Genomic DNA, 23,359 nt, shown 5'->3' with positions numbered 1-23,359 from the left:
AAATTTTATTTTCTACAAATAACGAGTTGTCCAAAAAAATGGACGACTCTTTTTTGTATGTAGGGAAATTTATAGTTTACCAGTTATTTGAAACTATTTAACACTGTAATCGTAATAAAATTAAGGGAGGAATGGATTATGGATTGGGAACGATTACAAGTAGAACAAGAAAGTATTTATTTGCAGTTAAAAAAACTAGAAAAACTTAAGGCAAAAGAAAAAACATTAACAGATCAGATTGTAAAAATTGAGCGTGAGATTATAGAATATACTGAACAATTACAAAGTAAAAAAGAAAAACTTCAACACCTTGATAGTTTTTCATTTATCAACCTGTATCGAAATTGGACTGGAAAACAGGATGAGCTTCTGGAAGAAGAAAGTGATAAGGCGGCTGCTCTTGAATTAAAATTAAATGAAGCTAAGCTTATGAATCAAGACTTATCCAATGATTTGGAGTATACAAAACAGGAACTAAGCCAGTTGAATGAACAAAAATTAAAACAGCAGCTTGAAATGGTAATTATTAAAAAAGAACTATGGTTAAAAGAAAATCAACCAGAAAAAGCCTTCGAGCTCCAAGGGCTTATGGATGCTGAATTGAACTGTAGAAATTTACTAATTGAAATAGAGGAAGCGAAGTCAGCTGGAGAGATTGCACTTAATAAATTGTATAACGCACAAGATTCTTTGAATTCTGCAAGTTCTTATTCTACATGGGATACATTTTTTGGTGGTGGTTTCATTGCAACACATCTAAAACACGAAAAATTGGATGAATCAGAAAACAATATTCATCATGCACAAATTGCTCTACAAAGATTTAAAAATGAATTATTAGATATAGAACAACTAGATGCAAAGAATTTACAAGTGAACACGGATGGATTTGTAAAATTCGCAGATTACTTTTTCGATGATATTTTTTCAGCCTGGTCAATTCATTCCAAAATATCTACATCTAAAGATCAAATAACAAGGGTAATTGGAGATGTAAGAAATACGCTTATGAAATTAAAGGAAAAGCAGGAAATTATTGAAAAAGAACAATCCGCTATAAAAGCTAAAAAGGATGAGATTTTGCATATAATAAAGTAGTTTGGTTGTTTTCACTAAAACGGAAGCGTAAAATAAGTAAATATCAAGCATGATAAGGAGTTTTTAGTATGAACAGCCGTTTAGTAAATGAATTTTTAGAATTAGTTCAAATTGATTCAGAAACAAAGCATGAAGAAGTGATTGCACCGATTTTGGTTAAAAAATTAGAGGAAATGGGCTTTGATGTTTTTCAAGATGATGCCCATACACGTAACGGTCACGGTGCAGGAAATATTATTGCTACACTAAAAGGTACTAAGGATGTTGAACCAATTTATTTCACTGTTCATATGGATACAGTAGTACCGGGTGTTGGCATTAAGCCTGAAATACGAGAAGATGGCTACATTTATTCAGATGGCACAACAATATTAGGTGCAGATGATAAAGCAGGAATGGCTGCTTTATTTGAAATGGCGCGACGTTTAAAGGAACAAAATATTAAGCATGGAACAATCCAATTTATTATTACTGCCGGTGAAGAAAGTGGCTTAGCTGGTGCAAAGGAACTTGATTCAAGCAAAATTATTGCTAAATATGGATTTGCAGTAGACAGTGATGGAAAAGTTGGCGGCATTGTAACAGCAGCACCATTCCAAGCAAAAATTGAAACGAAAATTTTCGGTAAGACAGCACATGCAGGTGTTGCTCCTGAAAAGGGAATATCAGCGATTACGTTAGCTTCAAAAGCAATTGCTAAAATGAATTTAGGTAGAATTGATGAAGAAACTACAGCTAATATTGGCCGCTTTGAGGGCGGTAAAGCAACAAATATTGTTTGTGATGAAGTCTATATTTTAGCTGAGGCTCGTTCAATCAAGAAGGAAAAATTAGATGCACAAACTGCACATATGAAAGAAATGTTTGAACTAGTAGCACAAGATTTAGGCGGTAGAGCTGAAGTCGATGTAAAATTAATGTATCCTGGATTTTCAGTAACAGAGTCTGACCGAGTAGTACAAGTTGCCATGGAAGCAGCGCGTAATGTCGGACGCGAACCGCTGTTGGGTATTTCAGGAGGCGGTAGTGATGCAAATGTAATTGCAGGATTCGGAATACCGACTGTAAATTTATCTGTAGGTTATGAGGAAATTCATACTACAAAAGAACGAATGCCGATTGAAGAATTAGAAAAATTAGCCGATTTATTAGTTGAGGTAGTAAAATGCTCAGCTAAATAAACTAAGCAGGGGTGAAATGAATGGCATTTGATAAAACAGTCATATTTCGTTGTGGTAATGAGGAATACGCAGTACCAGTAGAGCAAGTAGTATCAATTGAAAAGCTTGGTCACATAACTCCTATCCCACATTTACCAAATTATTTACTTGGATTTACTAGAATCCGTAAAGAGTTAATTCCTATCATTGACTTCAACCGCATCCTTTATAATAATGCAGTTGATGGAGAGCAGTCCCGAATTATCGTACTAAATACGGATGTTGTAAATTATGGTTTAGTAGTAAATGAGGCGAAGGAAATATTGAATTTTACAGAAAGCGAAATTCAGCAAGTTGGGCTCGTTAACTACTCAAAAACTCGCTACTTTACAGCAGTAGCAAACTTAGAAAATCGCGTCATTACTTGTGTTGATCCTAAAATTTTAGTAAATTCTTTAGATGGAATAAAAGAAATTATTGAGTATTTACATAAAATGCTGGAGGATGAAAACAACGTAAACGCATAAAAAAAGAAGCTATTTGGAAAATGCTAATTATCCGATTAGCTTCTTTTTTTCTGTATAATATTTTTAACTAACATTCTGCAATTCGTTAATTGCTTTTTGTAATGGAGGCATTTTTCTTTTTAAGGTGCGTAAAAAAACCATAAATGGTTGGAATGAACATAATGACAGTAATCAATGAAAGTGTAAACAATAAGTTGTTTTCAACCCATGGTAAATTCCCGAGGGCGAAGCCAGTACCTAACCATACAGTTGTCCAAATAAGAGCACCAATGGAATTATAACTTACAAAATTACGATATGGATGGTTTGTAAAGCCTGCAACAAAAGGTGTTAAAGTACGCATTAATGGAATAAATCTTGAAAATGTAAGCGCGATTTTATCATATTCAATTAAAAAATCACTTGCTTTCTCTATAGCTGATTGCGGGATAAGCTTCATAATGTTTTTAGATGAAAATTTATTCACTAATCGTCCTATTAAGTAATTATTGCTATCTGCTAAAGTAGTTGCAATGAAAAATAAAATAAACAAGAAAAATACATTTAATTTATCCAATGCGGCAATAGTGCCACTTGCAAAAACGAGGGAATCTCCAGGTAAAAAGGTAAATACCACAAAACCTGTTTTTCCAAAGACAATTAAGAATAGTAACAAGTATATATACATACCATATTTGTTTATGTAAGTGTACAGCTCGGAATCAAGCATACGCAATAATTCAAACAGCTCAGATATATCCATAAAGCTTAACCCCAATCTATCCAATCTACCCCATAGTTTACTAAAATAAGTGCATGAATTAAAATAATTAACTTATCGTAAAATTTTTAGCAATATTGAAACTTTCCCTTTGATTGATTCGTATTGATATTGCGAACAACAAATTTAAGTTATGTTTACATAAGCCATCAATTTTTAAATATATTACCACCTTTTGTCAGCTAGTAAACAAGGAATTTAGTTGACTTCATGGATAACTAAATATTTTTGAATAGGTATTAATTGTATTTTATAATGTAAAAGATATTAAAAAGGTTATATTGATGGTGACTATTATGACAAATTGGTTGCAAGTATTTATAGGAGGTATGGTTGGAGCGATTTTGCGTTTTACGGTGCAAACTTTAACATCTACTTCTATTATGCTATGGGTTGTAAATATTTTAGGCAGCTTTATATTAGGAAGTTTAAATGGTTATTTTGAGAAAAAAGAAAGTACTTATAAACTATTTTTTACAACGGGTTTGTTAGGTGCATTTACAACATTCTCGACTTTTTCTCAAAACTGGTTTTTATTTTTGCGAGATAATGTAATATTTGGAATCGTTTATGGAATTGCCATGACAGCTGTGAGTTTTATAGCTGCTTTTATTGGATATTTCCTGAATCGAGGTAAAAGTCTATGGAATGGTTAATGGTAGCTGTTGGAGGCGGAGTTGGTGCTTCCTTAAGGTATGGTGTCCAGCAAGTAATCTCTAAAACCCGGCTTGCATCCTATTGGGCAACTGTAATCGTAAATCTGTTAGGATCATTTTTCTTAGGTATTGCAAGTCAAGCTGCATTAGAACAATGGAATGTTATTTCATTTTTAACGATTGGTGTATTAGGTGCATTTACAACTTTTTCAACTTTTTCTTTTGATTTTGTTAAATTGATAGATGATAAGCAATGGTTGAAAGCAACTATTTATAGCATTGCTAATTTGATCGGCGGCTTAGCTTTATTTTGGATTGGATGGCTACTATAGTAGTTTAATACATAAAAAAGGCGGTTTTAATATGAAGGCATATTTAGCAAACGGTTTATTTTCAATAGGGGATCGTTTATTAAATGAGTTATTAGCAAAGGAATTGCGAAGTGCAATTCCTACGCTAGATTTATATGTACCACAGGAAAATGATGCGATTAATGACAAGCAGGCATTTGCTAATAGTTTAGCGATTGCAGATGCAGATATGGAAAAACTGCGAGACAGCGATGTGTTAGTTGCTGTTCTTGATGGAATAGAAATTGATTCTGGTGTTGCAGCAGAAATTGGAGTATTTTCTACTTACAATCGTCCAATTATTGCTTTATTTTCAGATGTCCGACAGCTTGGACGTGACAATCAACAAAAAATTAATGCATTGATTGAAGATGGAACAGAAAATCAATTCATTTATCGCAATTTGTTTGTTGTTGGTATTATTAAACGCAATGGAGTGATTGTCAGCACAATTGAAGATGTAATTGAAAATGTGAAAAAATACATTAACAAGGAGGAAGTATAATGATAAAAAGAACAGCGGAAAAAGTATTAGGCATTATTTCTGTCGTACTAAATTTATTATCAATCGGGATGATCGTATTAATGATTTTTGGCAGTAATTTACTTGTGAATGATCCGCTATTTGAAAGTGAAATCGAACGGTCGATGTATGGTACAGGATTGACAGATGCTGAAATACAAGAAGGTGTGACTTTTACGCAAGATTTCATTATGATTATAAGTAATCTCGGTTGGATATTTGTAGTGTTTGGTGTGATTAGTATTATATTAGCTATTGTGGGCGCTGTTAAAGTAAATGGTAACCCAAAATTGGCTGGTATCCTGTTTATTATCGGTGCTGTTACATCAGGAGTAGTTTCATTACCAGGTATTTTATTAATTATCGCGGGAATTTTATGCTTTGCTAGAAAACCAAAAATAGCAGCGCCTATTCAACAAACAGACGAAAATGGATATATCGTATAACTAAAAAAAGCTGTCCAGAGTATAAAAATTTCTGGACAGCTTTTTTACTTGTAAACTTTATTTCATACTTTGTACTGTATACCTTCATGATTCAATAATTTTTCTTTCACATCAAGCCCACCGCTATATCCTGTTAATGTTCCGTTTTTGCCAATAACGCGATGACAAGGGATTGCAATAGATACAGGATTTGCACCGATAGCCGTACCAACAGCCCGAACAGCATTTGGCTTTCCAATTTCATATGCAATATCTGAATAGCATTTTGTTTGCCCAAAAGGAATATCGCATAAAGCTTCCCAAACTCTCTTTTGAAATGCGGTGCCGTTTATATCAAAGGAAAAGGTAAACTGCTTTCTTTTACCCTCGAAATATTCTATTAGTTCCTTTTCATAAGGTATTAACTTCTCTTTATCTTCTATTATTTCACAATGTGGAAATTGCTTATTACAGAATTGTACTAATTCTTCAAAGGATGAATGATGCATCCCGATAAAACAAAGTCCTTTAGTTGTCGCAGCTAAATACACTTTCCAATCTTTATATAGAAGCAATGATGAATAAATGAGCTGTCCCATATAATTTCCCCCCATTTTCTATATTTTATCATTAAAAAGTTAATTTTTAACATGTTTTTCTACTTGTTAAAATTGTATATTAAAATAGTGTTATAATAAAAATAAATACATAGAAAATCTTGCGGTTCTATAATAGCTATTTAACGGTATAAGAGCAATTTCATTTTCCTAATTTTCTTGTTTATGGTTAAAGGGTATAGGGGAATATGGAATTAGCTTCTTTATTTATGTTTTAAGGAGAGAATTTAATGGGGGAAACAACAAAATTATCAACTATCTTAATGGAAGCAATTAAAGTAAATAAAAAGCCATTCCCCTGGTTAAAAGCATTTAAGGCAGGGGTAGCAGCAGGGCTTCCGGTCTTTATTGGTATTTTATTTGATAATCTCCAATACGGTTTGATTGCAGGGTTAGGAGGCTTTGCTTTTCTATATACTTTTCCTATCCCGTATGCCCAATTAGCAAAAAAGTTAACATGGGTAGTTCTTGCGATTACTGCATGTGTATTTTTAGGTACAATCGCAGCTCCGTATCCAATCGCTGCGGCAATTTTAATGGGGGTGATTGGTGCCACGGCCACATTTGTTTTTGGAGCTTTTAGGTTAATTGGTCCTTCAGCACTTTTCTTCGTACTAATCTTTGCTATGACAACTGGTATGCCGATTGCACCAGAGGAAGCCTTTATTAGAGCGGGATTAGCATTTCTTGGTGGAGTTTTTTCTTGGTTGCTTGCTATGAGTGGTTGGTTTTTTAAGCCACACGCTTCAGAAAAAAATATTGTTAAAAGATCCTATATTGAACTAGCCAATTTTATCGACTCAATTGGAACTGACAAAGAAATTGAGTTTCAGTACCGCGTCATGGCCACATTGAAGGAAGCAGAACAAACACTTGTATCTGGGTATATCCCTTGGAGAACAACTAATTTTTATCATCACTTATATGTTTTATATAATTATTCAAATAAACTATTTTTACAGGTTGTGGAACATTTTATCAATCAGCCAAAAATCCCTCCAGAAATAGGAGAATCTTTAAGAATTATCGCTCGAATTTTAGATTCAAAATCAATTCAAGATGCAGCTATTATTCAGTTGCCCCAACCAAATGATATGGATGAAAAGACAGCACTACTTTATAAGGAAATTACTGAAGCAAAGGATAGTCTATTAAAATCTAATAATGATATTAAAGAACAAGTTCATATCGTATCTCCTTCAGTTAAACGAGTAATATTGGGGGAGTTTGATAAAAATTCAATTATTTTTATCAATTCATTAAGGTTTGGAGCCTTTACAATTTTGGCAGCAATTATTGCCTATGAGTTTCACTTTGCCCGCTCGTTTTGGATACCTCTTTCCTGTGTAGCGGTTATGTCAGGAGCAACTGCTGTAGCAACATTTCATCGCGCTATTCAACGAAGTTTTGGAACAATTTTTGGAATTATTATTGCGAGTCTAATTCTCGTACTCCATCCAACTGGCTATACAATCGCTTTATTAATTTTCCTCTTAACTTTCATAACAGAACTGTTCATTGTAAAAAATTATGGTCTAGCTGCGTTATTCTTTACACCAAATTCTTTAATAATGGCCGAAGTTGCATCGGTAAATAATTATTCGTTTTCTTATTTTGCATCAGCGCGGATTATTGATGTTGCAATTGGAGTGATAATTGGTTTAATTGGAGTTTGGTTTGTTGGTCGAAAATCTGCTTCCAGCAGGCTGCCACATTTAACTTCCAAAACAATACGAAGCCAGGCTCAAGTATTATACGCGCTATTTTCAAATGAAACTTATAGTAAATCCAATAAATTTAATAAAATGAAAACGAACATAAATAACTTAAAAACTGTATATGATACGGCGGTTGGTGAAATTCCTAAAGATAAAAGTGCAATAAAATATTATTGGCCGATTATTTATACCATCCAGGAGTTGGAATTTTTATTAGACAAATGCTCGAGGTTGAAAAAGCGACCTGTATTAGATGACGAAGTACTTGCAAAATATTTATTAGTTTTTGAATCAATCGCAAATGCATCAGAACATAGAAGTCATACATCAGTAAAGGAAATTCCTAAAATAGAAGGGTATCCACGTATCAAAGATACAATTGAAAGGTTACAAAAAAGCATTCTTAGTAAAAATGACTAGATATAGGAATGTATTGATTCATCTCTAAATTTTTTGAGATGAATCTTTTTTTAATTTTTGTACAAATTAGAAAGTAATGATATTTGACTTCATTAAAATCATATGATATATTTTATCTCGAAATAAAGATATTTAGTTTCGAGGTATTAGCTGGGAGGAGACAGTGATATGTCTTTAGAAAATAGAAAGCTCAAAGCCTTCACAGTATTACTTCGTTCTGCACAATCAGTTCAAGAAGCAACAAAAAAAGATTTTGCAAACTATAGCCTAAACCAAACTGAATTTGCAGTTTTAGATTTGTTGTATCATAAGGGCGATCAGCCAATTCAAGTAATAGGCAAGAAAATATTAATTGCTAGCAGCAGTATCACCTATGTTGTTGATAAACTTGAGGAGAAGGGATATGTCTCAAGAAAAGCATGTCCAACTGATCGGCGAATTACCTATGCTAGTATTACAGAGTTAGGTAAACAATTAATGAATCAAATTTTTCCTGAACATGTAAAGAAGATTGAAGAACTTTTTGAAGTTTTAACTGATGAAGAGACTGATAACATGATTTACCTATTGAAGAAGGTTGGTTTTAATTCAAAGTAAATATAAAGTATTCATATAATCTAAGTTTATGATTATTCTATTACACTTTTAGATTGAATATTTTACGACTTTGAAGGAAAAAGTAATATTGTTGTAAAAGTTCTTTAATATGGAGGACAATTTAATGGGTTTTTTTAGTAAAGTTTTTGGAAGTAATAATAAAAAAACTAATAAAGATGGAGGGAAAGAAATGTTAAAAATCGGTATCATTTTAGGGAGCACACGTGAAGGAAGAGTAAGTCCGCAAGTGGGACAATGGGTAAAACAAATAGCAGATAAACGCGGGGACGCAACCTATGAAATTATAGACATCGCAGATTTTAAATTACCATTCCTAGGTGAACCTGGTGGGGATGCATCGGGAGTTTCAGGATGGTCATCTAAAATTAACGAATGTGATGGTTTTGTATTTATTGTACAAGAATATAATCACTCGATTACAGGTGCATTAAAAAATGCATTAGATTTTCTGCGTGAGGAATGGAACAATAAAGCTGCTGGTATCGTAAGTTATGGATCTGTTGGTGGTGCTCGTGCAGCTGAACATTTACGTGGAATTTGTGGTGAGCTTCTTATAGCCGACGTTCGTGTTCACCCTGCATTGTCCTTATTCACAGATTTTGAAAATGGTATAGATTTTAAACCAAAAGAAGTACAAACACAATCTGTAAATGATATGCTGGATCAAGTTATTTCTTGGAGTACGGCATTAAAAACAGTACGCAACAAATAATACAAAAAAGACTGGCACAAAACAAAAACGTCATTTTTCTTCATAGGAAAAAAGACGTTTTTTTGACACCAAGAAAATTGATTTCCGTTCCGGGGACGCGCATTCAGAGATGGCCCAGAGCCTCCTCGGGCCAACACGATGTTGATCACGAAGCCGTTGCCACATGGATGTGGCGCTCCTAGGCATGTTCCTTGAATGCTCCTGCGGGGTCTCGAGTCACCGGCTGTTCCTGCAGGAAGCTTTGTACCTGACGCTTCTCTTTCGGTACAGAACAACATTGCTCTGTAGCGAAAGGCGCAGCTGACAGCTATACTCGCCCTTCACTCCTATCAATTTTCAAAAGTTATCCCGATTCTTATTAATAATATAAGCGAATTCTTTCAAAAAGTTCACTTATGTCCCCGTCTCTTTATTCGTCTTGTTTTCTTTAATTAACGACTTTTTTAAGTATTTATAAAATTCCCTCATTTTTAAATTTAACGGTGTAGTTAATTTTGGTAATATTAGTATAAAAAATAATATTGCTAGGGGAGTTATTATGGAACAGTTGCAAAATCATATTGTTACGTTAAAGCCGATGGAAATAGAAGATGTAGAGGGCATTTTTACTGCCGCTTGCTATAAAGAAATATGGACACATATGTCAATCGTTGTTCAAAGCAAGGAAGATATTATGAATTATGTCCAAGATGCATTAAGAGCAAAGAGAGCAGGTAGTGAATTTCCTTTTGTTATTATAGATTCAACAACAAATCAAATTATTGGTTCTACCAAATTAATGGATATACATAAAAATCATAAAAGGGGAGAAATCGGCTTTACTTGGCTTACTCCCAGTTATTGGAGAACAGCTGTAAATACAAATTGCAAGTATTTATTATTAACCTACTGTTTTGAAGTGTTGGGCTGGCAGAGAGTACAGATTAAAACGGACCATGAAAATTTCCGTTCACAAAAAGCAATTGAAAGAATTGGGGCAACAAAAGAAGGAATTCTTCGTCATCATATGATAAGAAAAGATGGTTCAACAAGACATACGGTAATGTATAGCATTACAATTGAAGAATGGCCTGGCGTTAAAAAACATATAGAAGGTTTATTATAAAAATGGGGTGTCATAAAATGATTTCGATACAGCAATTAAATGTTCGCAAGAATAAAAAGGATATTTTAAAAAATATAGATTGGAATATTAATAGAGGGGAACATTGGTCGATACTTGGATTAAACGGTTCAGGAAAAACAACCTTATTAAATATTATTAATGGATATTTGTTTCCAACCTCAGGAAAAGTTGAAGTTTTAGGAGAAGTTTTTGGAAAAACTTATATACCTGATTTACGAAAGAACATCGGATTAATTAGTCACTCTCTTCAAATGCAAATGAAAGATTTTGAAAGTGTTTTAAGCATTGTCTTAAGTGGAAAATTTGCTTCAATCGGTCTATATGAAGCGGTTGAAAAAAAAGATGTTGAACTAGCTCAACACTATCTAGAACTGCTAAACTGTTCTCATTTGCAAGATTCGCAATACGGTATTCTATCGCAAGGAGAGCGTCAAAGGGTATTAATTGCAAGAGCGTTAATGGCTACACCCAAAATACTTATTTTTGATGAACCGTGTAATGGCTTGGACATTATTGCCCGTGAAGAGCTTCTTCAATTTATTGAAAAAATTTCAACCGAACCAGATTGCCCAACATTTATTTACGTTACACATCATGTCGAAGAAATTTTGCCATGCTTTACACATACATTATTGTTGAAAGAAGGACAAGTTTTTGCACAAGGCCCTTCAGCTGAGATGCTGACAGAGTCAAATCTATCCGCATTTTACGACCGCCCTGTATCGGTTCTTGTTGAGCAAAAACGTACTTGGATTGCATTGAAGGATAATTTGCAACATAATTAAAGAAGAGGGTCTCTTCATTTGAGCGTAAATATTTTAAAAGCGATTTTTGAAAATGTAAAAAATAAAAATAGATAGGCGGTAATAATCGTGAATGAAGTCTCAAAACCCAAAAATGATTTTTTATCATGGCTGGTAGTAATTCTTTTTGGAATTGTTATTGCTTTTGTCTGTCGAGAATTTCTCTTTTCTCCTCTTATAGTAAAAGGGGCTTCTATGATGCCTACTTATGAGAGTGAAGATGTTATTATTGTTAGCAAAGTTAGTGAAATTGACCGTTTCGATCATGTTGTTTTTAAGGCGCCTTATGAGGATGAATATTATATTAAACGGGTGATTGGTCTTCCTGGTGATTCGGTAGAAATGAAAGATGATGTTCTAATTATAAATGGGGAAGAATATGAAGAACCATATGTAAATAGGAATACTGAAAATCCTTTTCAAAGAAGGGTAACGGAAAACTTTACATTAGAAGAGATTACAGGTGAAAAAGTTGTACCTGAAGGATATCTATTTGTTTTGGGTGATAATAGATTAAGAAGCTCAGATAGCCGCCACTACGGACTAATTCCAATTGATTCCTTGCTGGGGGAATCTAAAATAAGAATATATCCACTTAATCATTTAAAGTTATTTAATTAACCATTTTTAGTTTAAAACGATTTCATATTTAAAACGTCTATCCTTTATGATGGACGTTATTTTATTGTTAAGGCTGCATCGAAAGTGATAGCGACAGATGCAGGGCGCTTGGGTTTTTCTTGTTGGAAATTGTTTATAATGAATAGAAAGGAGGGATGTATATTGTTAGCATCTATAACAAAAAGCAACAATGAGTATATTGCAGTTTATGAACGGTCATTTAATCAACCGGTTGAAGTTGTGTGGGGAGTATTAACTAAAAATGACCAGTTGACGAAATGGATGAGCCATCTCGAAATAACAGATTTACGAAAAGATGGACAGATTATTTTTAACTATAATGATGGATCTAATAATTTTGAAAAAATGAAAATAACTGATTTTGAGGACCAATCAGTCATTGAGTTTGAATGGGGAAAGAATATTGTTCGATTTGAAGTTCATCCTACTGAAACGGGATCTATTTTATTATTAAAAGAATTTATAAAAGAAATTACTAATCATACACCTAAAGACTTGGCTGGTTGGCATATGTGTTTAAATGTTTTTAAGGATGTAGTAAATGGTACAGCAAATCAATTGCCTAATAATGATGAGTGGGAGAAATGGTATAAGGAATATATTCATATAGTAGGAGCAATTGAAAAGTAGTGACAGATTAAAATCAAAACCTCAAAGAAGCAGAATAGCATCGTTCTTCGAGATATGCTTGTGTCTATAATCTTTTTACTTCGATAGGAGCTAAGGTGAGAAAATGAAGTTTCTATAACGTTGAAGAAGTTACGAAAATATAAAAAGAAACGAGTAGATTACATGGAATGAAAATCTATTCGTTTCTTTTCACTTACTAGGAAATTTTAAAATTTTCACTTGTGGATAAAATGTCTAGCACACAATCCAGCTTCATCGAGATTGCGGTATGCCCCCGGTTGAAAGCTGGTAAAGCTTCATGATTCGGCTTGTAGAGTTACATTGATGTATTAGTACCGACAATGTCATAAAAGTCCTTTTACGACGAGTAAGGGTAGAAGCAGCGCTAACATTTTCTTTTAATAAACCTTATCACCGTTAAAGATTGAATTTTTAACAATTACGTAATCAACTGTACGGATAGCATCAAGCTTTTTGCCGCCTGCATATGAAATAGAGGATTGTAGATCTTGCTCCATTTCAACAAGCGTATCCATCAATGAGCCTTTATGTTCAACATACATTTTTTTGCCTTCAACGTTTTTCTTTTCACCTTTTTGAAATTCTGAAGCAGAACCAAAGTATTCCTTAAACTTTTTGCCGTCTTTTTCAATTGTTTGACCAGGAGATTCTTCGTGGCCTGCAAATAGGGAACCAATCATTACCATTGAAGCTCCAAAACGAACTGATTTTGCAATATCACCGTGTGTACGAATTCCGCCGTCAGCAATAATTGGTTTTGTTGCTGCCTTTGCACACCAGCGAAGTGCAGCTAATTGCCAACCGCCTGTACCGAATCCTGTTTTAATTTTAGTTATACATACTTTACCTGGTCCAATACCAACTTTTGTTGCATCTGCTCCAGCTTGCTCAAGTTCTCTTACTGCTTCAGGTGTTCCAACATTACCTGCAATAACAAAACTTTGTGGCAAATGTTTTTTAATATGTTTAATCATTTCAATTACTGCATTTGAATGACCGTGTGCAATATCAATTGTAATAAATTCAGGAATTAGTTCTTCTTTTGCCAATTGTTCGATAAAGTCATATTCTTCAGACTTAACACCGACAGAAATTGATGCAATTAATTTGCGTGAATGCATATTTTTAATAAATTCTGCACGTGTTTCTGGATTGAAACGGTGCATGATATAAAAGTAACCGTTTTCTGCTAATTTAATTGCAATTGATTCATCAATAATTGTTTGCATATTAGCAGGTACAACAGGCAGTTTAAATTTATATCCACCAAATGTTATAGAAGTATCACATTCAGAACGACTGTTTACAATACATTTATTTGGAATTAGTTGAATATCTTCATAATCAAATACGTTATCCATTTAAAAGCACCCCTAAATCACGAATATTTTTTTATATGTCAGGCTAAATGTTCGCCCTTTGGTAATTTACCTTATTTTTAAGTTGATGTCAAAAGATTTTATAAAAAAAACTATTATTTATAATTTGTCCGTTATATCTACAAATATAATTAATTGAAATTTGTATAGGAATTAATGATTTTCCGGAAGAGAGTATGCTCTTTTTTTATGTTAGAACATATAACGTGTAGAAGTTTTTTTGTATAAAACGGATTCTTGGTAGTTATATTAAAAACAAAGGAGAGGATATGTTTGCCTAGAAATTCAGAAAATCAACATGTAGAAGCAACACCGCATTTCGATGGCCCAAAGGAAAGTATTGTGAACGATTCAACAGCATCTGCTGGGGACAAGCTAGGTATGTTTATAGAAAAGAAAACATCATTAGAGATTGGTATGGAGAAAAATCCTTTTAAATTTACACCAAAAAAAGATCCTATGATGGAGCGTTTTGAAAAATTAATGAGAGGTACTAAAAAGGAGTAATATAAAACGATAATTCCTTTTTTAATTGTAATGTTAAGTTTTCTGTCACGACATTCGCACAGTGATTAAACTTTTTCCTTCATAAAATAGATGAAGGAGGGAGCTAATCGATGCTTGATAAAATCAAATTGTTAATAGGTCAGCCGATTGGCGTATCGTTCAAAAATGGGCTGAGTGTCTCAGGAGTATTATGTAATGCAAATGAAGACGAAATTTGTTTAATGGAATATTTATATCAAGCTAAATTTGTACAAAAATATTATGATTATGAAATGATCCAAGGAATATATATATTTCCTAGCTATGATAAAGATCTTTTAAATTGAAATAAATATAAAAATCCCCTTGAAAAAACAAGGGGATTAAGTTTAATTAAAATTTCGGAGCTAGTTCGATAGCTGAATTGATTGCGGCAATCATGCTTTTTTCACCAGCTATATTTTTCCCAGCAATATCAAATGCAGTACCATGGTCTACTGATGTGCGGATAATACCGCCTTTTAAACCTACTGTAATATTGACACCATCTTCAATACCCATTACTTTTATTGGAGCATGTCCTTGATCATGATAACAAGCTACTACAATATCAAAGTCACCGCGGCCTGCTCTAAAGAATAGCGTATCCGCAGGAAGGGGACCTGTTACATTAATCCCTTCATCTTGAGCTTTTTTAATGCCAGGTTCAAGTTTTTCTTCTTCTTCTCCATAGCCGAATAAGCCATTTTCTCCTGCATGTGGGTTAATACCGCAAACAGCTACTCGAGGATTTTCAAAGCCTGCATTTTTAAGTGTATCGTGAGCTAATTTTACAACTGTATACGTTCTTTCAGGTGTAATGCTGTTAATTGCATCAATTAATCCAATATGAGTTGTTAAATGGATAACACGTAAATTAGGTGTAGTTAACATCATAGAGAAATCTTCTGTATCTGTTAATTTTGCCAATATTTCCGTATGTCCAGGGTACATATGACCACCTAAATGCAATGCTTCCTTATTTAATGGAGCAGTACAAATAGAGTTGATTTTTTTCTCCTTTGCAAATTCGATTGCCTTTGCTAAAAACTGAAATGCCGCATCACCAGCTTTAGCATTTACTTCACCAAATGGTAAATCAGCAGGCAATAAATCTAAATGTATACAATCAATTGTTCCAAACTCGTATTTTGCATCTTTAGGATCTTGAATGGCATGAATAGTAGCTGAAGAACCAACGATTGGAACAACCCTTTCCAGCATTTTAGCATCTCCAAAAACTAATGGTTTACAAGTTTCGTATAATTCCTTATAACCTAAAGCTTTTACGATAATTTCTGGTCCAATACCAGCTGCATCACCCATTGTAATTCCGATAATTGGTTTCATTTTATTGTTCTCCCTTCAACTTTTGTAATGCATTAATAAAGACTTGTTCAGTCCCGAATCCGCCTGCTTTTGTTATTACGTATACATCATCAATTCCGAGAAACTTTGAAATTGGTACACCGATTTCAATTTCATCTAACAGTTCAAAGCCCTTTATATCACTTAGCAGACAAAATTGTTTAGCCGTATCTCCACCGGTTAAAGAATAACCTTTAAATATTCCTTCTTTTAGTAAAGAGGAACAAATTGAGCCTAAAGCTTTAACAATTTCATTACTAATTTCTGTTTTACTTAGATTTTGTTTATTGCCAGTTTTCCATGCTTTTTCAATGTCTTCTTTTTCAGCAGTTGAATAAATCACAATATCCAAGCCTTCACTAGCTTTTTGTATTGCTTCATTATAAACTCTTTCAATTTCTTCGATGCGTTCAATTTGAGAAGAAACAGCTTTAAAAGATTCAAATGCGATTGAGTGCAGATTTGGCTGATCTAAAAGATTCTTCAATTGAGATCTAGAATTTTTATTAACACTTCCAATGACAGTTAAAATTGGACCTTCATTGTTAGGAATGTGCAAAGTTTGTGTTGTTTCACGAATTTCATAATAAGCAGGAAGATAATTTGCAATACCAGCAGATCCTGCCCATGCAAAGTGATAAGGTAAATCTTTCGTATCATTAAGTATTTGCTGTAAATGAGCTTCTTCAGTTGAATCGACAATAATATATGGAATTTTCTCATTGTAGAATTTTTTCAGCATTTCTTCTATATGATTTTTACCTAAAGCAAGGTCATTTACCGTAATTGTTTCTATTCGCTGAGCTGTTTGATTTTCTAAAAGTTCAGTTAAGGAAGAAACAGTTACTGGCGTTTTAGGATCCTTTGCAATTTCTGATTCTCCCAATGGAACACCGTTTAAATAATGGACAGAGTTTAAAATAGTACGATTATTTTTCGGGTAACCAGGAGCAATCATGACAAAGTCAGGTATTAGTACATCATAAACTGCATCGATTTCGGCACCGATATTTCCACGCATAGTGGAATCCAGCTTTTTAAAGATATTTGTAAAGCCTGCATTTTTTAAAGATAGAACTACTTGTTTTACTTTGTTGTAAGCCTCCACTTTATTAATGGAACGACTATCTGTGTCATATACAACAGCCTCATAGTTTTTTACATTTTTCTCGTCTATATCAAATAATACTGCTGTTTTTAATCCGTGACGAGCAAGTTGAACTCCACTATCATTAGCGCCCGTTATATCATCAGCTACGATCGCTATTTTCATTTCTTTTTTCCTCCAATTCTTGCTGTCTTTAAGTAGAAAAGGAGAGAGGCTGCATGGAGCTCTCTCTCTAATTTTTTATTGTACTTTTGGTTCGTTGTATTTTGCAACACCGCCAGATTTTTCTAACCGTTTAACTAAGAACCCAATAAAAATAGGCAGTAATATTGCGGTTGTTACAACACTTGCCGCTACTTGAACTGTTGCAATTTCAGCAACGGGTGCAAATGCTGCATTTGCCGCTGCGATTGCTGCCGGTGTTCCTACAGCATTGCCGGCTGTTGAACCTTCAGCAGCTCCGACAATTGGGTTCCAACCGAATGCTTTAAATACAAAATAGCTTATACCGCCTGTAAGAAGTACTGTTAATACCCCAAGAGCGATACCGCCTAATCCACCTTCGATAATTGCCGAGAAGTCGATACCCATACCAAGTGAGAAGGCGAAGAATGGAACTAACATATCGCCGCCTTTTTGTAGCCAAGCACCCATTTCGTGGTCTAGGTTTCCGATAACAACCCCAACTAATACAGGTACTAACACAGCGATAAATGAAACGGGCGAGAATAGACCGTTAGTGAATCCCATTGCGCCAAAAATTGCTAAAGCTACCATTGTTAAAAATGGGCCATCATTTAAGGCTAGGATTGGATATGCCGCTTTATCATCTTCTTTCCCATATTGACCAACAAGTGCTACATATAAACCACCGTTGGAGTTTGTCATTGCAGCAATAATCGCAATAGGGGCTAAACCTAAAAATAAACCTGTTTCATCGTCTGCAAGGAAAATAGCAATTAACCCGACAGCTGCACCAATTAGCCATTTAATGATTAAAAGAGTTGTACCTTTTTTAATTGAAGATCCAGCCGATTTCAAAGTAATTTGAGTACCTGCAATTAATAAGAATAATGCAATTAATGCGCTTGAGCTATTTACAAATAATGCTTCTGTAAATCCACCAATTCTAAGAGCGTTTGGGAAGAAAGTATTGATTGTAGCTGCAAGTAGTAGAGGAACAACCATCATTCCGCCTGGAATCTTGTCAAGAGTGCGTTTAATTTTCATCTTATTTACTCCTTTTTAGGTTTTGTTTAAAAATAAAGCGTTTTCATTAAGTATATTTTACTAGATTGTGTTATAAAACACAACACTATTTTTCTAAATTGATAGATTATTTAGTTAGGTGTTTAAAAATGCAAAAGTATAAAACTAAAAAAGCGAAAACTTAAAGATTACTCTTTAAGTTTTCGCCATAAAGTTGCCCGATTAATACCTAATCGTTCAGCTGTTTTAGATTGGTTATAATTTTCTTCTTTTAAAACTATTTCTATAATTTCCTTTTCAATTTCCTTTAAAGTACCCTTGAAAGAAATTGATTTTAATGAAGCTTTTTCTTGTTGCAATACTTCTTCAACAGTTTCTTGATGTATAACATAATCATTTTCTGCAAGAGTAATTTGCTTCACTATATATTTCAAATCGTCAATGTGAGAAGGGTAATTAGCTTTTTGTAAAATACTTAAGGATTCGTTTTTAATTTTTATTGCACGAGTTCCAAGTTGTTCATGATTTTTGGAAATAAAATAATGTACAAATGGTTCAAAATCTTCTTGCCTCTCCAGTAGGGGAGGTAATTGAATTTTATTTAAATGTAATGGATTAAAAAGTGAAGTGTTTATATCTTTTTCAGACATTATAAATAGATGGATATTTAAATTCATGCATTTTTTTATAAATGGAATTATGTTATTTACATCCTTCACTGTATCTATACGGATAAATTTAATGGTTCTAACATTTTGCAGTGGGATTGTATCGATATGGTCTACATCAAATAATTCGAAATCAATTGTTAAAAGTAAACCGTCAATCTCTTTTTGTTGATGAATAAAAGTAGAGATAAAATCTTTCCCTGTCCCTTTTTCTCCAAGCAACAAGATTGGTTCATTCTGCTGGAAATAAGTTTGTAGTTGGTCATAAACAATTCGCATTCGTTCGGATTGTATTATTAAAGGTTCAAAGGAATGACTTGTCATTACGGATAAACCTTGTTGATTAAAGTTTTTTAATGGATGTTTTTTAAACGTAAAAAGTTTATATTGATTTCCTTCGAAAAAATAACCATTTATTTCAATGATATAACCATTGGTAACATATTTCCTTGAACCTTCATTTTTATTAATTTCAATAGCGGTTTTTAATATGTTAACTTGTTCCGCGATTTCTGGCTCCAGCACCATGTTTGTGAAATGCTCGTAGACGACTTCATTTCTCTCATCAAGCATTAATAAATTGTCGTATTTTTTTAAAAGCATTTGTTCAAAAATAGTTGACGTATTGTTTCTTTTATTCAAATAACTGTACAGCTGTTTGGCGTTTTCAAGTGCATTCATAATGGATTCTTTTCCTGATTGAATTAGCAATCCTTTAAGACCATACGCATTGCTTGTTTTATAAGTGATGAAATCGCCAACGATTTGTTGATAGCCTTTATTTTTCAATTCTACAATTAAAGGGGCAACCTCCTCGGAGTTTTGTACTGTATAAACTGATAAGGGCAATTCCATTAAGTCTATAATTGATTGTGCAGCAGAAGTAATATTTGAGAATCCAACAATGGCTGTTTTATTCGATAAATTAGAAGCTAATGTAAGGGAACGCATCATGTCATAGCCTGATACTTGCATATCCAGTACAGGAATGTTTACTGCCGCTTTAATTAACTTTGCTGTTCCGCCTCGACTGATAATAATGTCAGTATCCTTTTGTTCATCTAATAATGCAATTTTTACACCATTCTCCAAATCTCCGACAGATACTCTAATAGTTAATTCAGGAAAGTAGGGAATGCAATCGTTGATAATTGGGATCATTGCTTCATAAGGGGTTATTATGTGTATGTTCATATTCACTCCAACTTTCTAAAGACCTAAAGGGTGTTAATAAATTATAAAAAAGCTCCAAAAACCACTATATTCTTATATAACAGTCTACTATAACTTTTTGACAGAGTGAATCTTAGAATACTTGCGTAAGGGAATAATCCTCACTATTTTTTAATGGTTTAATCAGGTGATACTTCTATTTTTATATTATTATGTATAAATATGTAAATTTTGGGACAATACTTAGTCATATTCATACAAATTTCTAGTTTAATTGTAAGGAGGACAAAGTATTGAAAATAAAAATTACACTATTAAGTTTAATCTTCACGCTATTATTAACATCCAATGCCTATGGAATGGAATTATTCCGCTCGGCTATGCATACAGGAGAAGAAAATGATTTCTTTTATATTAATAATTTAGGAATGGACAAGGTTTTTGATGATGCATTGTACCGAGATAGGATATTTTATAAAACAGCGGAGCAGCCAAAAACGTATACCGTTGAAAAAGGGGACAACCTATTTAGAATTGCAGTAAATCACAATATTTCGTTAAATGAATTAAAAACTTTAAATAATTTAACGACAGATGTTATTCATCCAGGGGATGTTTTGGTGGTAAGTGAAGATGAAAAGCAAAAACCTATGAGCGTAGTAGCGGATGCATCCACAACTATAAAATTTCTTTTAAACAATATTATTGTAGAACAACCTGAAGAGAATGAAGAAGCTGTTAAAATTGAGCAACCAAGCCAACCAGAACGAACAAAAATAACCAAAACGCAACCAAAGCAACCTACTGTTGTTTTAGATGATGGGGCAGAACCAGCAGGCGCAGAGGGAGAAATGCTAGTTACAGCAACTGCATACACTGCGTACTGTGAAGGATGTTCTGGTACAACAGCTATTGGCATTGATTTACGATCAAATCCAAATCAAAAAGTAATTGCTGTAGATCCAAATGTTATTCCACTAGGCTCGAAAGTTTGGGTAGAAGGTTATGGAGAAGCGATAGCTGGTGATACTGGTGGAGCAATAAAGGGCAATAAAATAGACGTATTTATTCCTTCCCATGATCAAGCGATGCAGTGGGGCGTTAAAAAAGTAAAAGTGAAGATATTGAATTAAATAGGTCGACAAAAAGGTATTCAGAGAGATTTCATTCTGAATGCCTTTTGTAATTTTTTATAAATTTTTGGGTAGTTAATAGACTATTTGATAGTTAGAGAATAATCATCAGGTATTTTTTTAAACTATCTTGGGAAAATTGATGAGTTTCTTTCGATTCCTGGTGCATAAATATCTCCTGTATAAAGGATTTTTTAATCCCTCGCAAGATCGGCCATCGAATCCATATTTTCTTAAAATTTCGAGTTTGTTTATAGTCTGGCTGACTAATTGGTTTATTTTTTCTAAAAACAAAATAATATTATCACGGTGTAACAAAATGTTACATATAAGGTTGGGTTTTGGAAACTGTAATTCTTTAATAAAAGGTTCCCTTTTTACTATATTACAATCGTTCCTCCTCATTAGACGTAAGATAAATTTAATGAAAATTTATGAAATCGTATACATTATCCCCGATTATTTATGATGCTTGAACTTCTTTATACCTATTTTCCTTTTGCTCTAAGAGTTATGTCATATTTTCTGACATCTTTGAAAATAATTTATGAAAATCTTATTGACATTAAATAAATATGCGATACAATAAATGTAAATAAATCATGTTACATTTCCTTACATTATTGAATAATATAACGTAACATGTTGATTTTTATTTGAGAAGGGAGAATGATTTATGGAAGCTGTTCAAGTACTTATGGATAACCTGTGGGTAGCGATTGGTGCAATTTTAGTATTCTTTATGATAGGTGGATTTATTTTACTCGAAGCAGGTTCAACAAGAATGAAAAATGCTGGCCATGTTGCCGGTAAAACAATTTTTACAGCTGGTATTGGTACTTTAGTATTTTGGGCTGTAGGATACGGATTTATTTATGGTGATGGGAACGCATTTATTGGATTATCGAATTTCTTTTATGGTGATGCCTCGGCTGCTGATGGTGGATTAACACCAGCTGTGGATTTCTCTTTCCAAGTAATGTTTGCGTTAGTTTCTCTAACGATTGCATTTGGTGGTTTTGCTGAACGAGCAAAACTATCAGTCTATGTAATTTTCGCTGTATTATTCTCTGCTTTTATCTACCCTGTAGTTGCTCACTGGATTTGGGGGGGCGGATGGTTAGCTGAACATGGTAAACAAGACTTTGCAGGATCGACAGTAGTTCACTTAACAGGTGCAATGGCTGCTTTAGCTGCAACGATGATCTTAAAACCACGTATCGGTAAATATAATAAAGATGGTTCTTCAAACGTTCTTGCAGGTCACAACCAAGTTTATACTACTTTAGGTGTTCTTATCCTTTGGGTAGGGTGGTTTGGATTCAATGGTGCAAGTACTTTCGGAGTTGCTGATGGATTCTTAGGATTTGTCATTCTTAATACGCAATTAGCGGCAGCAGCTGGTGCGGTTGCAGCAATGTTTACAGCTTGGGCTAAAACTGGTAAAGCTGATGTGCCAACTACATTAAATGGAGCTCTAGCAGGTTTGGTTGCTATAACAGCTTCCTGTGGATTTGTAGCTCCTTGGGCTGCTGTTGTTATCGGTTTAATTGGCGGTATTATGGTAGTATTCAGTATGCAACTATTTGAAAAACTTAAAATTGATGATCCAATCGCTGCATTGTCGGTTCATGGTACTGTAGGTGTTTGGGGTACACTTTCAAACGGTTTATTCGCATTGCCTGCATTATCAACTGATATTGACTGGGGGCAAGCTGGATTATTCTATGGCGGCGGCTTTACACAGTTAGGAGTTCAAGCATTAGGCGTTGCTGCTTCAGGTATATACGCTTTTGTTGTTGCATTCATTATCCTAAAAATTATGGATAAAGTGATGGGTGGTCTTCGTGTAACAGAAGAGGAAGAAATCATGGGCTTAGATATAAGTGAACATGGAAGCTATGGTTACCCAGAGCAAATGGCATTAGAGGAAGCAAAATTAACGACAGCTGCTACTAAAGAAAAATTTTCATAATGTACTTGAAAACTT

Annotated in this window: 25 protein-coding genes; 18 read left to right on the top strand and 7 right to left on the bottom strand. The window is 33.7% G+C overall.

All coding sequences use genetic code 11. The features are described 5' to 3' along the window. The first annotated feature begins 138 nt into the window (after positions 1-138). From EKG35_RS08765 to EKG35_RS08755, 3 genes are all read left to right on the top strand, one after another. Positions 139-1,098 (top strand): hypothetical protein, encoded by a 960-nt coding sequence (locus tag EKG35_RS08765; protein WP_126294066.1) that lies wholly within the window; start codon positions 139-141, stop codon positions 1,096-1,098. A 68-nt stretch (positions 1,099-1,166) separates the two neighbouring features. Beyond that, entirely contained in the window at positions 1,167-2,279 is a 1,113-nt protein-coding gene (locus EKG35_RS08760) for a M20/M25/M40 family metallo-hydrolase (RefSeq protein WP_126294065.1), read from the top strand. Positions 2,280-2,299: 20 nt separating this feature from the next. Continuing rightward, entirely contained in the window at positions 2,300-2,785 is a 486-nt protein-coding gene (locus EKG35_RS08755; protein ID WP_126294064.1) for a chemotaxis protein CheW, read from the top strand. Between the two features lie 85 nt (positions 2,786-2,870). On the opposite strand, the gene EKG35_RS08750 is transcribed toward EKG35_RS08755, so the two are convergent. After that, positions 2,871-3,527, bottom strand: a complete 657-nt coding sequence (locus EKG35_RS08750; RefSeq protein WP_126294063.1) for a VTT domain-containing protein — start codon at positions 3,525-3,527, stop codon at positions 2,871-2,873. A gap of 314 nt (positions 3,528-3,841) precedes the next feature. On the opposite strand from EKG35_RS08750, the gene EKG35_RS08745 reads away from it, so the two are divergent. The 4 genes from EKG35_RS08745 to EKG35_RS08730 are packed head-to-tail and all read left to right on the top strand — an operon-like array spanning position 3,842 to position 5,520. Then, on the top strand, positions 3,842-4,201 hold the full coding sequence (locus tag EKG35_RS08745; RefSeq protein WP_185807689.1) for a fluoride efflux transporter FluC: 360 nt from the start codon (positions 3,842-3,844) through the stop codon (positions 4,199-4,201). Further along, positions 4,189-4,533, top strand: coding sequence for a fluoride efflux transporter CrcB (gene crcB / locus EKG35_RS08740; protein ID WP_126294061.1), 345 nt, complete (start codon positions 4,189-4,191; stop codon positions 4,531-4,533). Before EKG35_RS08745 ends, crcB begins: the two co-directional genes overlap by 13 nt. Before the next feature lie 31 nt (positions 4,534-4,564). Continuing rightward, on the top strand, positions 4,565-5,056 hold the full coding sequence (locus EKG35_RS08735) for a nucleoside 2-deoxyribosyltransferase (RefSeq protein ID WP_126294060.1): 492 nt from the start codon (positions 4,565-4,567) through the stop codon (positions 5,054-5,056). Next, positions 5,056-5,520, top strand: a complete 465-nt coding sequence (locus EKG35_RS08730; RefSeq protein WP_126294059.1) for a DUF4064 domain-containing protein — start codon at positions 5,056-5,058, stop codon at positions 5,518-5,520. The genes EKG35_RS08735 and EKG35_RS08730 overlap by 1 nt, the downstream gene beginning before the upstream one ends. 62 nt (positions 5,521-5,582) lie before the next feature. Here the strand turns inward: EKG35_RS08730 and EKG35_RS08725 are convergent, their stop codons facing one another. Beyond that, a complete protein-coding gene (locus EKG35_RS08725) occupies positions 5,583-6,098 on the bottom strand; it encodes a methylated-DNA--[protein]-cysteine S-methyltransferase (RefSeq protein WP_126294058.1) in 516 nt (171 codons plus the stop codon). Positions 6,099-6,346: 248 nt separating this feature from the next. On the opposite strand from EKG35_RS08725, the gene EKG35_RS08720 reads away from it, so the two are divergent. The 7 genes from EKG35_RS08720 to EKG35_RS08690 all read left to right on the top strand — a co-directional run bounded on the left by EKG35_RS08720 (position 6,347) and on the right by EKG35_RS08690 (position 12,785). Further along, on the top strand, positions 6,347-8,254 hold the full coding sequence (locus EKG35_RS08720; protein WP_126294057.1) for an FUSC family protein: 1,908 nt from the start codon (positions 6,347-6,349) through the stop codon (positions 8,252-8,254). Positions 8,255-8,422: 168 nt separating this feature from the next. Then, entirely contained in the window at positions 8,423-8,851 is a 429-nt protein-coding gene (locus EKG35_RS08715; protein WP_126294056.1) for a MarR family winged helix-turn-helix transcriptional regulator, read from the top strand. Between the two features lie 124 nt (positions 8,852-8,975). Then, positions 8,976-9,584, top strand: coding sequence for an NADPH-dependent FMN reductase (locus tag EKG35_RS08710; protein WP_126294055.1), 609 nt, complete (start codon positions 8,976-8,978; stop codon positions 9,582-9,584). A 538-nt stretch (positions 9,585-10,122) separates the two neighbouring features. Next, positions 10,123-10,689: a GNAT family N-acetyltransferase gene (locus tag EKG35_RS08705; RefSeq protein WP_126294054.1), complete on the top strand. Its 567-nt coding sequence runs from the start codon at positions 10,123-10,125 to the stop codon at positions 10,687-10,689. 17 nt (positions 10,690-10,706) lie between these two features. After that, positions 10,707-11,495: an ABC transporter ATP-binding protein gene (locus EKG35_RS08700; protein ID WP_126294053.1), complete on the top strand. Its 789-nt coding sequence runs from the start codon at positions 10,707-10,709 to the stop codon at positions 11,493-11,495. Positions 11,496-11,576: 81 nt separating this feature from the next. Continuing rightward, on the top strand, positions 11,577-12,134 hold the full coding sequence (lepB, locus tag EKG35_RS08695) for a signal peptidase I (protein ID WP_126294052.1): 558 nt from the start codon (positions 11,577-11,579) through the stop codon (positions 12,132-12,134). 162 nt (positions 12,135-12,296) lie between these two features. Continuing rightward, positions 12,297-12,785 carry an SRPBCC family protein gene (locus EKG35_RS08690; protein ID WP_126294051.1) on the top strand — a complete coding sequence of 163 codons (489 nt, stop codon included), beginning with the start codon at positions 12,297-12,299 and terminating at the stop codon, positions 12,783-12,785. A 398-nt stretch (positions 12,786-13,183) separates the two neighbouring features. On the opposite strand, the gene guaC is transcribed toward EKG35_RS08690, so the two are convergent. Then, complete coding sequence (gene guaC, locus EKG35_RS08685; protein ID WP_126294050.1) at positions 13,184-14,167, bottom strand: GMP reductase; 984 nt, start codon at positions 14,165-14,167, stop codon at positions 13,184-13,186. Between the two features lie 291 nt (positions 14,168-14,458). Between guaC and EKG35_RS08680 the strand changes: the two genes are divergently transcribed. Together EKG35_RS08680 and EKG35_RS08675 are read left to right on the top strand one after the other, a co-directional pair. Beyond that, positions 14,459-14,692, top strand: coding sequence for a hypothetical protein (locus EKG35_RS08680; protein ID WP_126294049.1), 234 nt, complete (start codon positions 14,459-14,461; stop codon positions 14,690-14,692). A 110-nt stretch (positions 14,693-14,802) separates the two neighbouring features. Beyond that, a complete protein-coding gene (locus EKG35_RS08675) occupies positions 14,803-15,018 on the top strand; it encodes a hypothetical protein (RefSeq protein ID WP_126294048.1) in 216 nt (71 codons plus the stop codon). Positions 15,019-15,064: 46 nt separating this feature from the next. On the opposite strand, the gene pdxA is transcribed toward EKG35_RS08675, so the two are convergent. The 4 genes from pdxA to EKG35_RS08655 all read right to left on the bottom strand — a co-directional run bounded on the left by pdxA (position 15,065) and on the right by EKG35_RS08655 (position 20,257). Further along, the gene (gene pdxA / locus EKG35_RS08670; protein WP_126294047.1) at positions 15,065-16,060 is read right to left on the bottom strand and encodes a 4-hydroxythreonine-4-phosphate dehydrogenase PdxA; all 996 of its coding nucleotides are present in this window, start codon (positions 16,058-16,060) and stop codon (positions 15,065-15,067) included. Position 16,061: 1 nt separating this feature from the next. Next, positions 16,062-17,351: a four-carbon acid sugar kinase family protein gene (locus EKG35_RS08665; protein WP_126294046.1), complete on the bottom strand. Its 1,290-nt coding sequence runs from the start codon at positions 17,349-17,351 to the stop codon at positions 16,062-16,064. 75 nt (positions 17,352-17,426) lie between these two features. Then, positions 17,427-18,416 (bottom strand): 2-keto-3-deoxygluconate permease, encoded by a 990-nt coding sequence (locus EKG35_RS08660; RefSeq protein WP_126294045.1) that lies wholly within the window; start codon positions 18,414-18,416, stop codon positions 17,427-17,429. A gap of 167 nt (positions 18,417-18,583) precedes the next feature. Further along, complete coding sequence (locus EKG35_RS08655) at positions 18,584-20,257, bottom strand: sigma-54-dependent transcriptional regulator (RefSeq protein WP_126294044.1); 1,674 nt, start codon at positions 20,255-20,257, stop codon at positions 18,584-18,586. 272 nt (positions 20,258-20,529) lie between these two features. Here EKG35_RS08655 and EKG35_RS21410 point away from each other — a divergent pair, with 272 nt between their 5' ends. Together EKG35_RS21410 and EKG35_RS08645 are read left to right on the top strand one after the other, a co-directional pair. After that, positions 20,530-21,369: a 3D domain-containing protein gene (locus EKG35_RS21410; RefSeq protein WP_281274601.1), complete on the top strand. Its 840-nt coding sequence runs from the start codon at positions 20,530-20,532 to the stop codon at positions 21,367-21,369. A 676-nt stretch (positions 21,370-22,045) separates the two neighbouring features. Further along, entirely contained in the window at positions 22,046-23,344 is a 1,299-nt protein-coding gene (locus EKG35_RS08645; protein ID WP_126294043.1) for an ammonium transporter, read from the top strand. Positions 23,345-23,359: the final 15 nt, after the last annotated feature.

It is taken from the genome of Lysinibacillus telephonicus, from assembly GCF_003966145.1.
In the GTDB taxonomy this organism is placed as follows: Bacteria; Bacillota; Bacilli; order Bacillales_A; family Planococcaceae; genus Ureibacillus; species Ureibacillus telephonicus.
Note: the sequence above shows the minus strand (reverse complement) of the source record. Positions and strands in the feature narration are given on the sequence as shown.

What these genes read in the sequence shown, in the direction of transcription:
- EKG35_RS08715 (WP_126294056.1), top strand. Translation starts at nt 8,423, where the DNA reads ATGTCTTTAGAAAATAGAAAGCTCAAAGCCTTCACAGTATTACTTCGT.
- pdxA (WP_126294047.1), bottom strand. Translation starts at nt 16,060, where the DNA reads ATGAAACCAATTATCGGAATTACAATGGGTGATGCAGCTGGTATTGGA.
- EKG35_RS08760 (WP_126294065.1), top strand. Translation starts at nt 1,167, where the DNA reads ATGAACAGCCGTTTAGTAAATGAATTTTTAGAATTAGTTCAAATTGAT.
- crcB (WP_126294061.1), top strand. Translation starts at nt 4,189, where the DNA reads ATGGAATGGTTAATGGTAGCTGTTGGAGGCGGAGTTGGTGCTTCCTTA.
- EKG35_RS08655 (WP_126294044.1), bottom strand. Translation starts at nt 20,257, where the DNA reads ATGAACATACACATAATAACCCCTTATGAAGCAATGATCCCAATTATC.
- EKG35_RS08705 (WP_126294054.1), top strand. Translation starts at nt 10,123, where the DNA reads ATGGAACAGTTGCAAAATCATATTGTTACGTTAAAGCCGATGGAAATA.
- EKG35_RS08730 (WP_126294059.1), top strand. Translation starts at nt 5,056, where the DNA reads ATGATAAAAAGAACAGCGGAAAAAGTATTAGGCATTATTTCTGTCGTA.
- EKG35_RS08645 (WP_126294043.1), top strand. Translation starts at nt 22,046, where the DNA reads ATGGAAGCTGTTCAAGTACTTATGGATAACCTGTGGGTAGCGATTGGT.
- EKG35_RS08710 (WP_126294055.1), top strand. Translation starts at nt 8,976, where the DNA reads ATGGGTTTTTTTAGTAAAGTTTTTGGAAGTAATAATAAAAAAACTAAT.
- EKG35_RS08660 (WP_126294045.1), bottom strand. Translation starts at nt 18,416, where the DNA reads ATGAAAATTAAACGCACTCTTGACAAGATTCCAGGCGGAATGATGGTT.
- EKG35_RS08765 (WP_126294066.1), top strand. Translation starts at nt 139, where the DNA reads ATGGATTGGGAACGATTACAAGTAGAACAAGAAAGTATTTATTTGCAG.
- EKG35_RS08720 (WP_126294057.1), top strand. Translation starts at nt 6,347, where the DNA reads ATGGGGGAAACAACAAAATTATCAACTATCTTAATGGAAGCAATTAAA.
- guaC (WP_126294050.1), bottom strand. Translation starts at nt 14,167, where the DNA reads ATGGATAACGTATTTGATTATGAAGATATTCAACTAATTCCAAATAAA.
- EKG35_RS08675 (WP_126294048.1), top strand. Translation starts at nt 14,803, where the DNA reads ATGCTTGATAAAATCAAATTGTTAATAGGTCAGCCGATTGGCGTATCG.
- EKG35_RS08745 (WP_185807689.1), top strand. Translation starts at nt 3,842, where the DNA reads ATGACAAATTGGTTGCAAGTATTTATAGGAGGTATGGTTGGAGCGATT.
- EKG35_RS08750 (WP_126294063.1), bottom strand. Translation starts at nt 3,527, where the DNA reads ATGGATATATCTGAGCTGTTTGAATTATTGCGTATGCTTGATTCCGAG.
- EKG35_RS08665 (WP_126294046.1), bottom strand. Translation starts at nt 17,351, where the DNA reads ATGAAAATAGCGATCGTAGCTGATGATATAACGGGCGCTAATGATAGT.
- EKG35_RS08735 (WP_126294060.1), top strand. Translation starts at nt 4,565, where the DNA reads ATGAAGGCATATTTAGCAAACGGTTTATTTTCAATAGGGGATCGTTTA.
- EKG35_RS08700 (WP_126294053.1), top strand. Translation starts at nt 10,707, where the DNA reads ATGATTTCGATACAGCAATTAAATGTTCGCAAGAATAAAAAGGATATT.
- EKG35_RS08725 (WP_126294058.1), bottom strand. Translation starts at nt 6,098, where the DNA reads ATGGGACAGCTCATTTATTCATCATTGCTTCTATATAAAGATTGGAAA.
- EKG35_RS08755 (WP_126294064.1), top strand. Translation starts at nt 2,300, where the DNA reads ATGGCATTTGATAAAACAGTCATATTTCGTTGTGGTAATGAGGAATAC.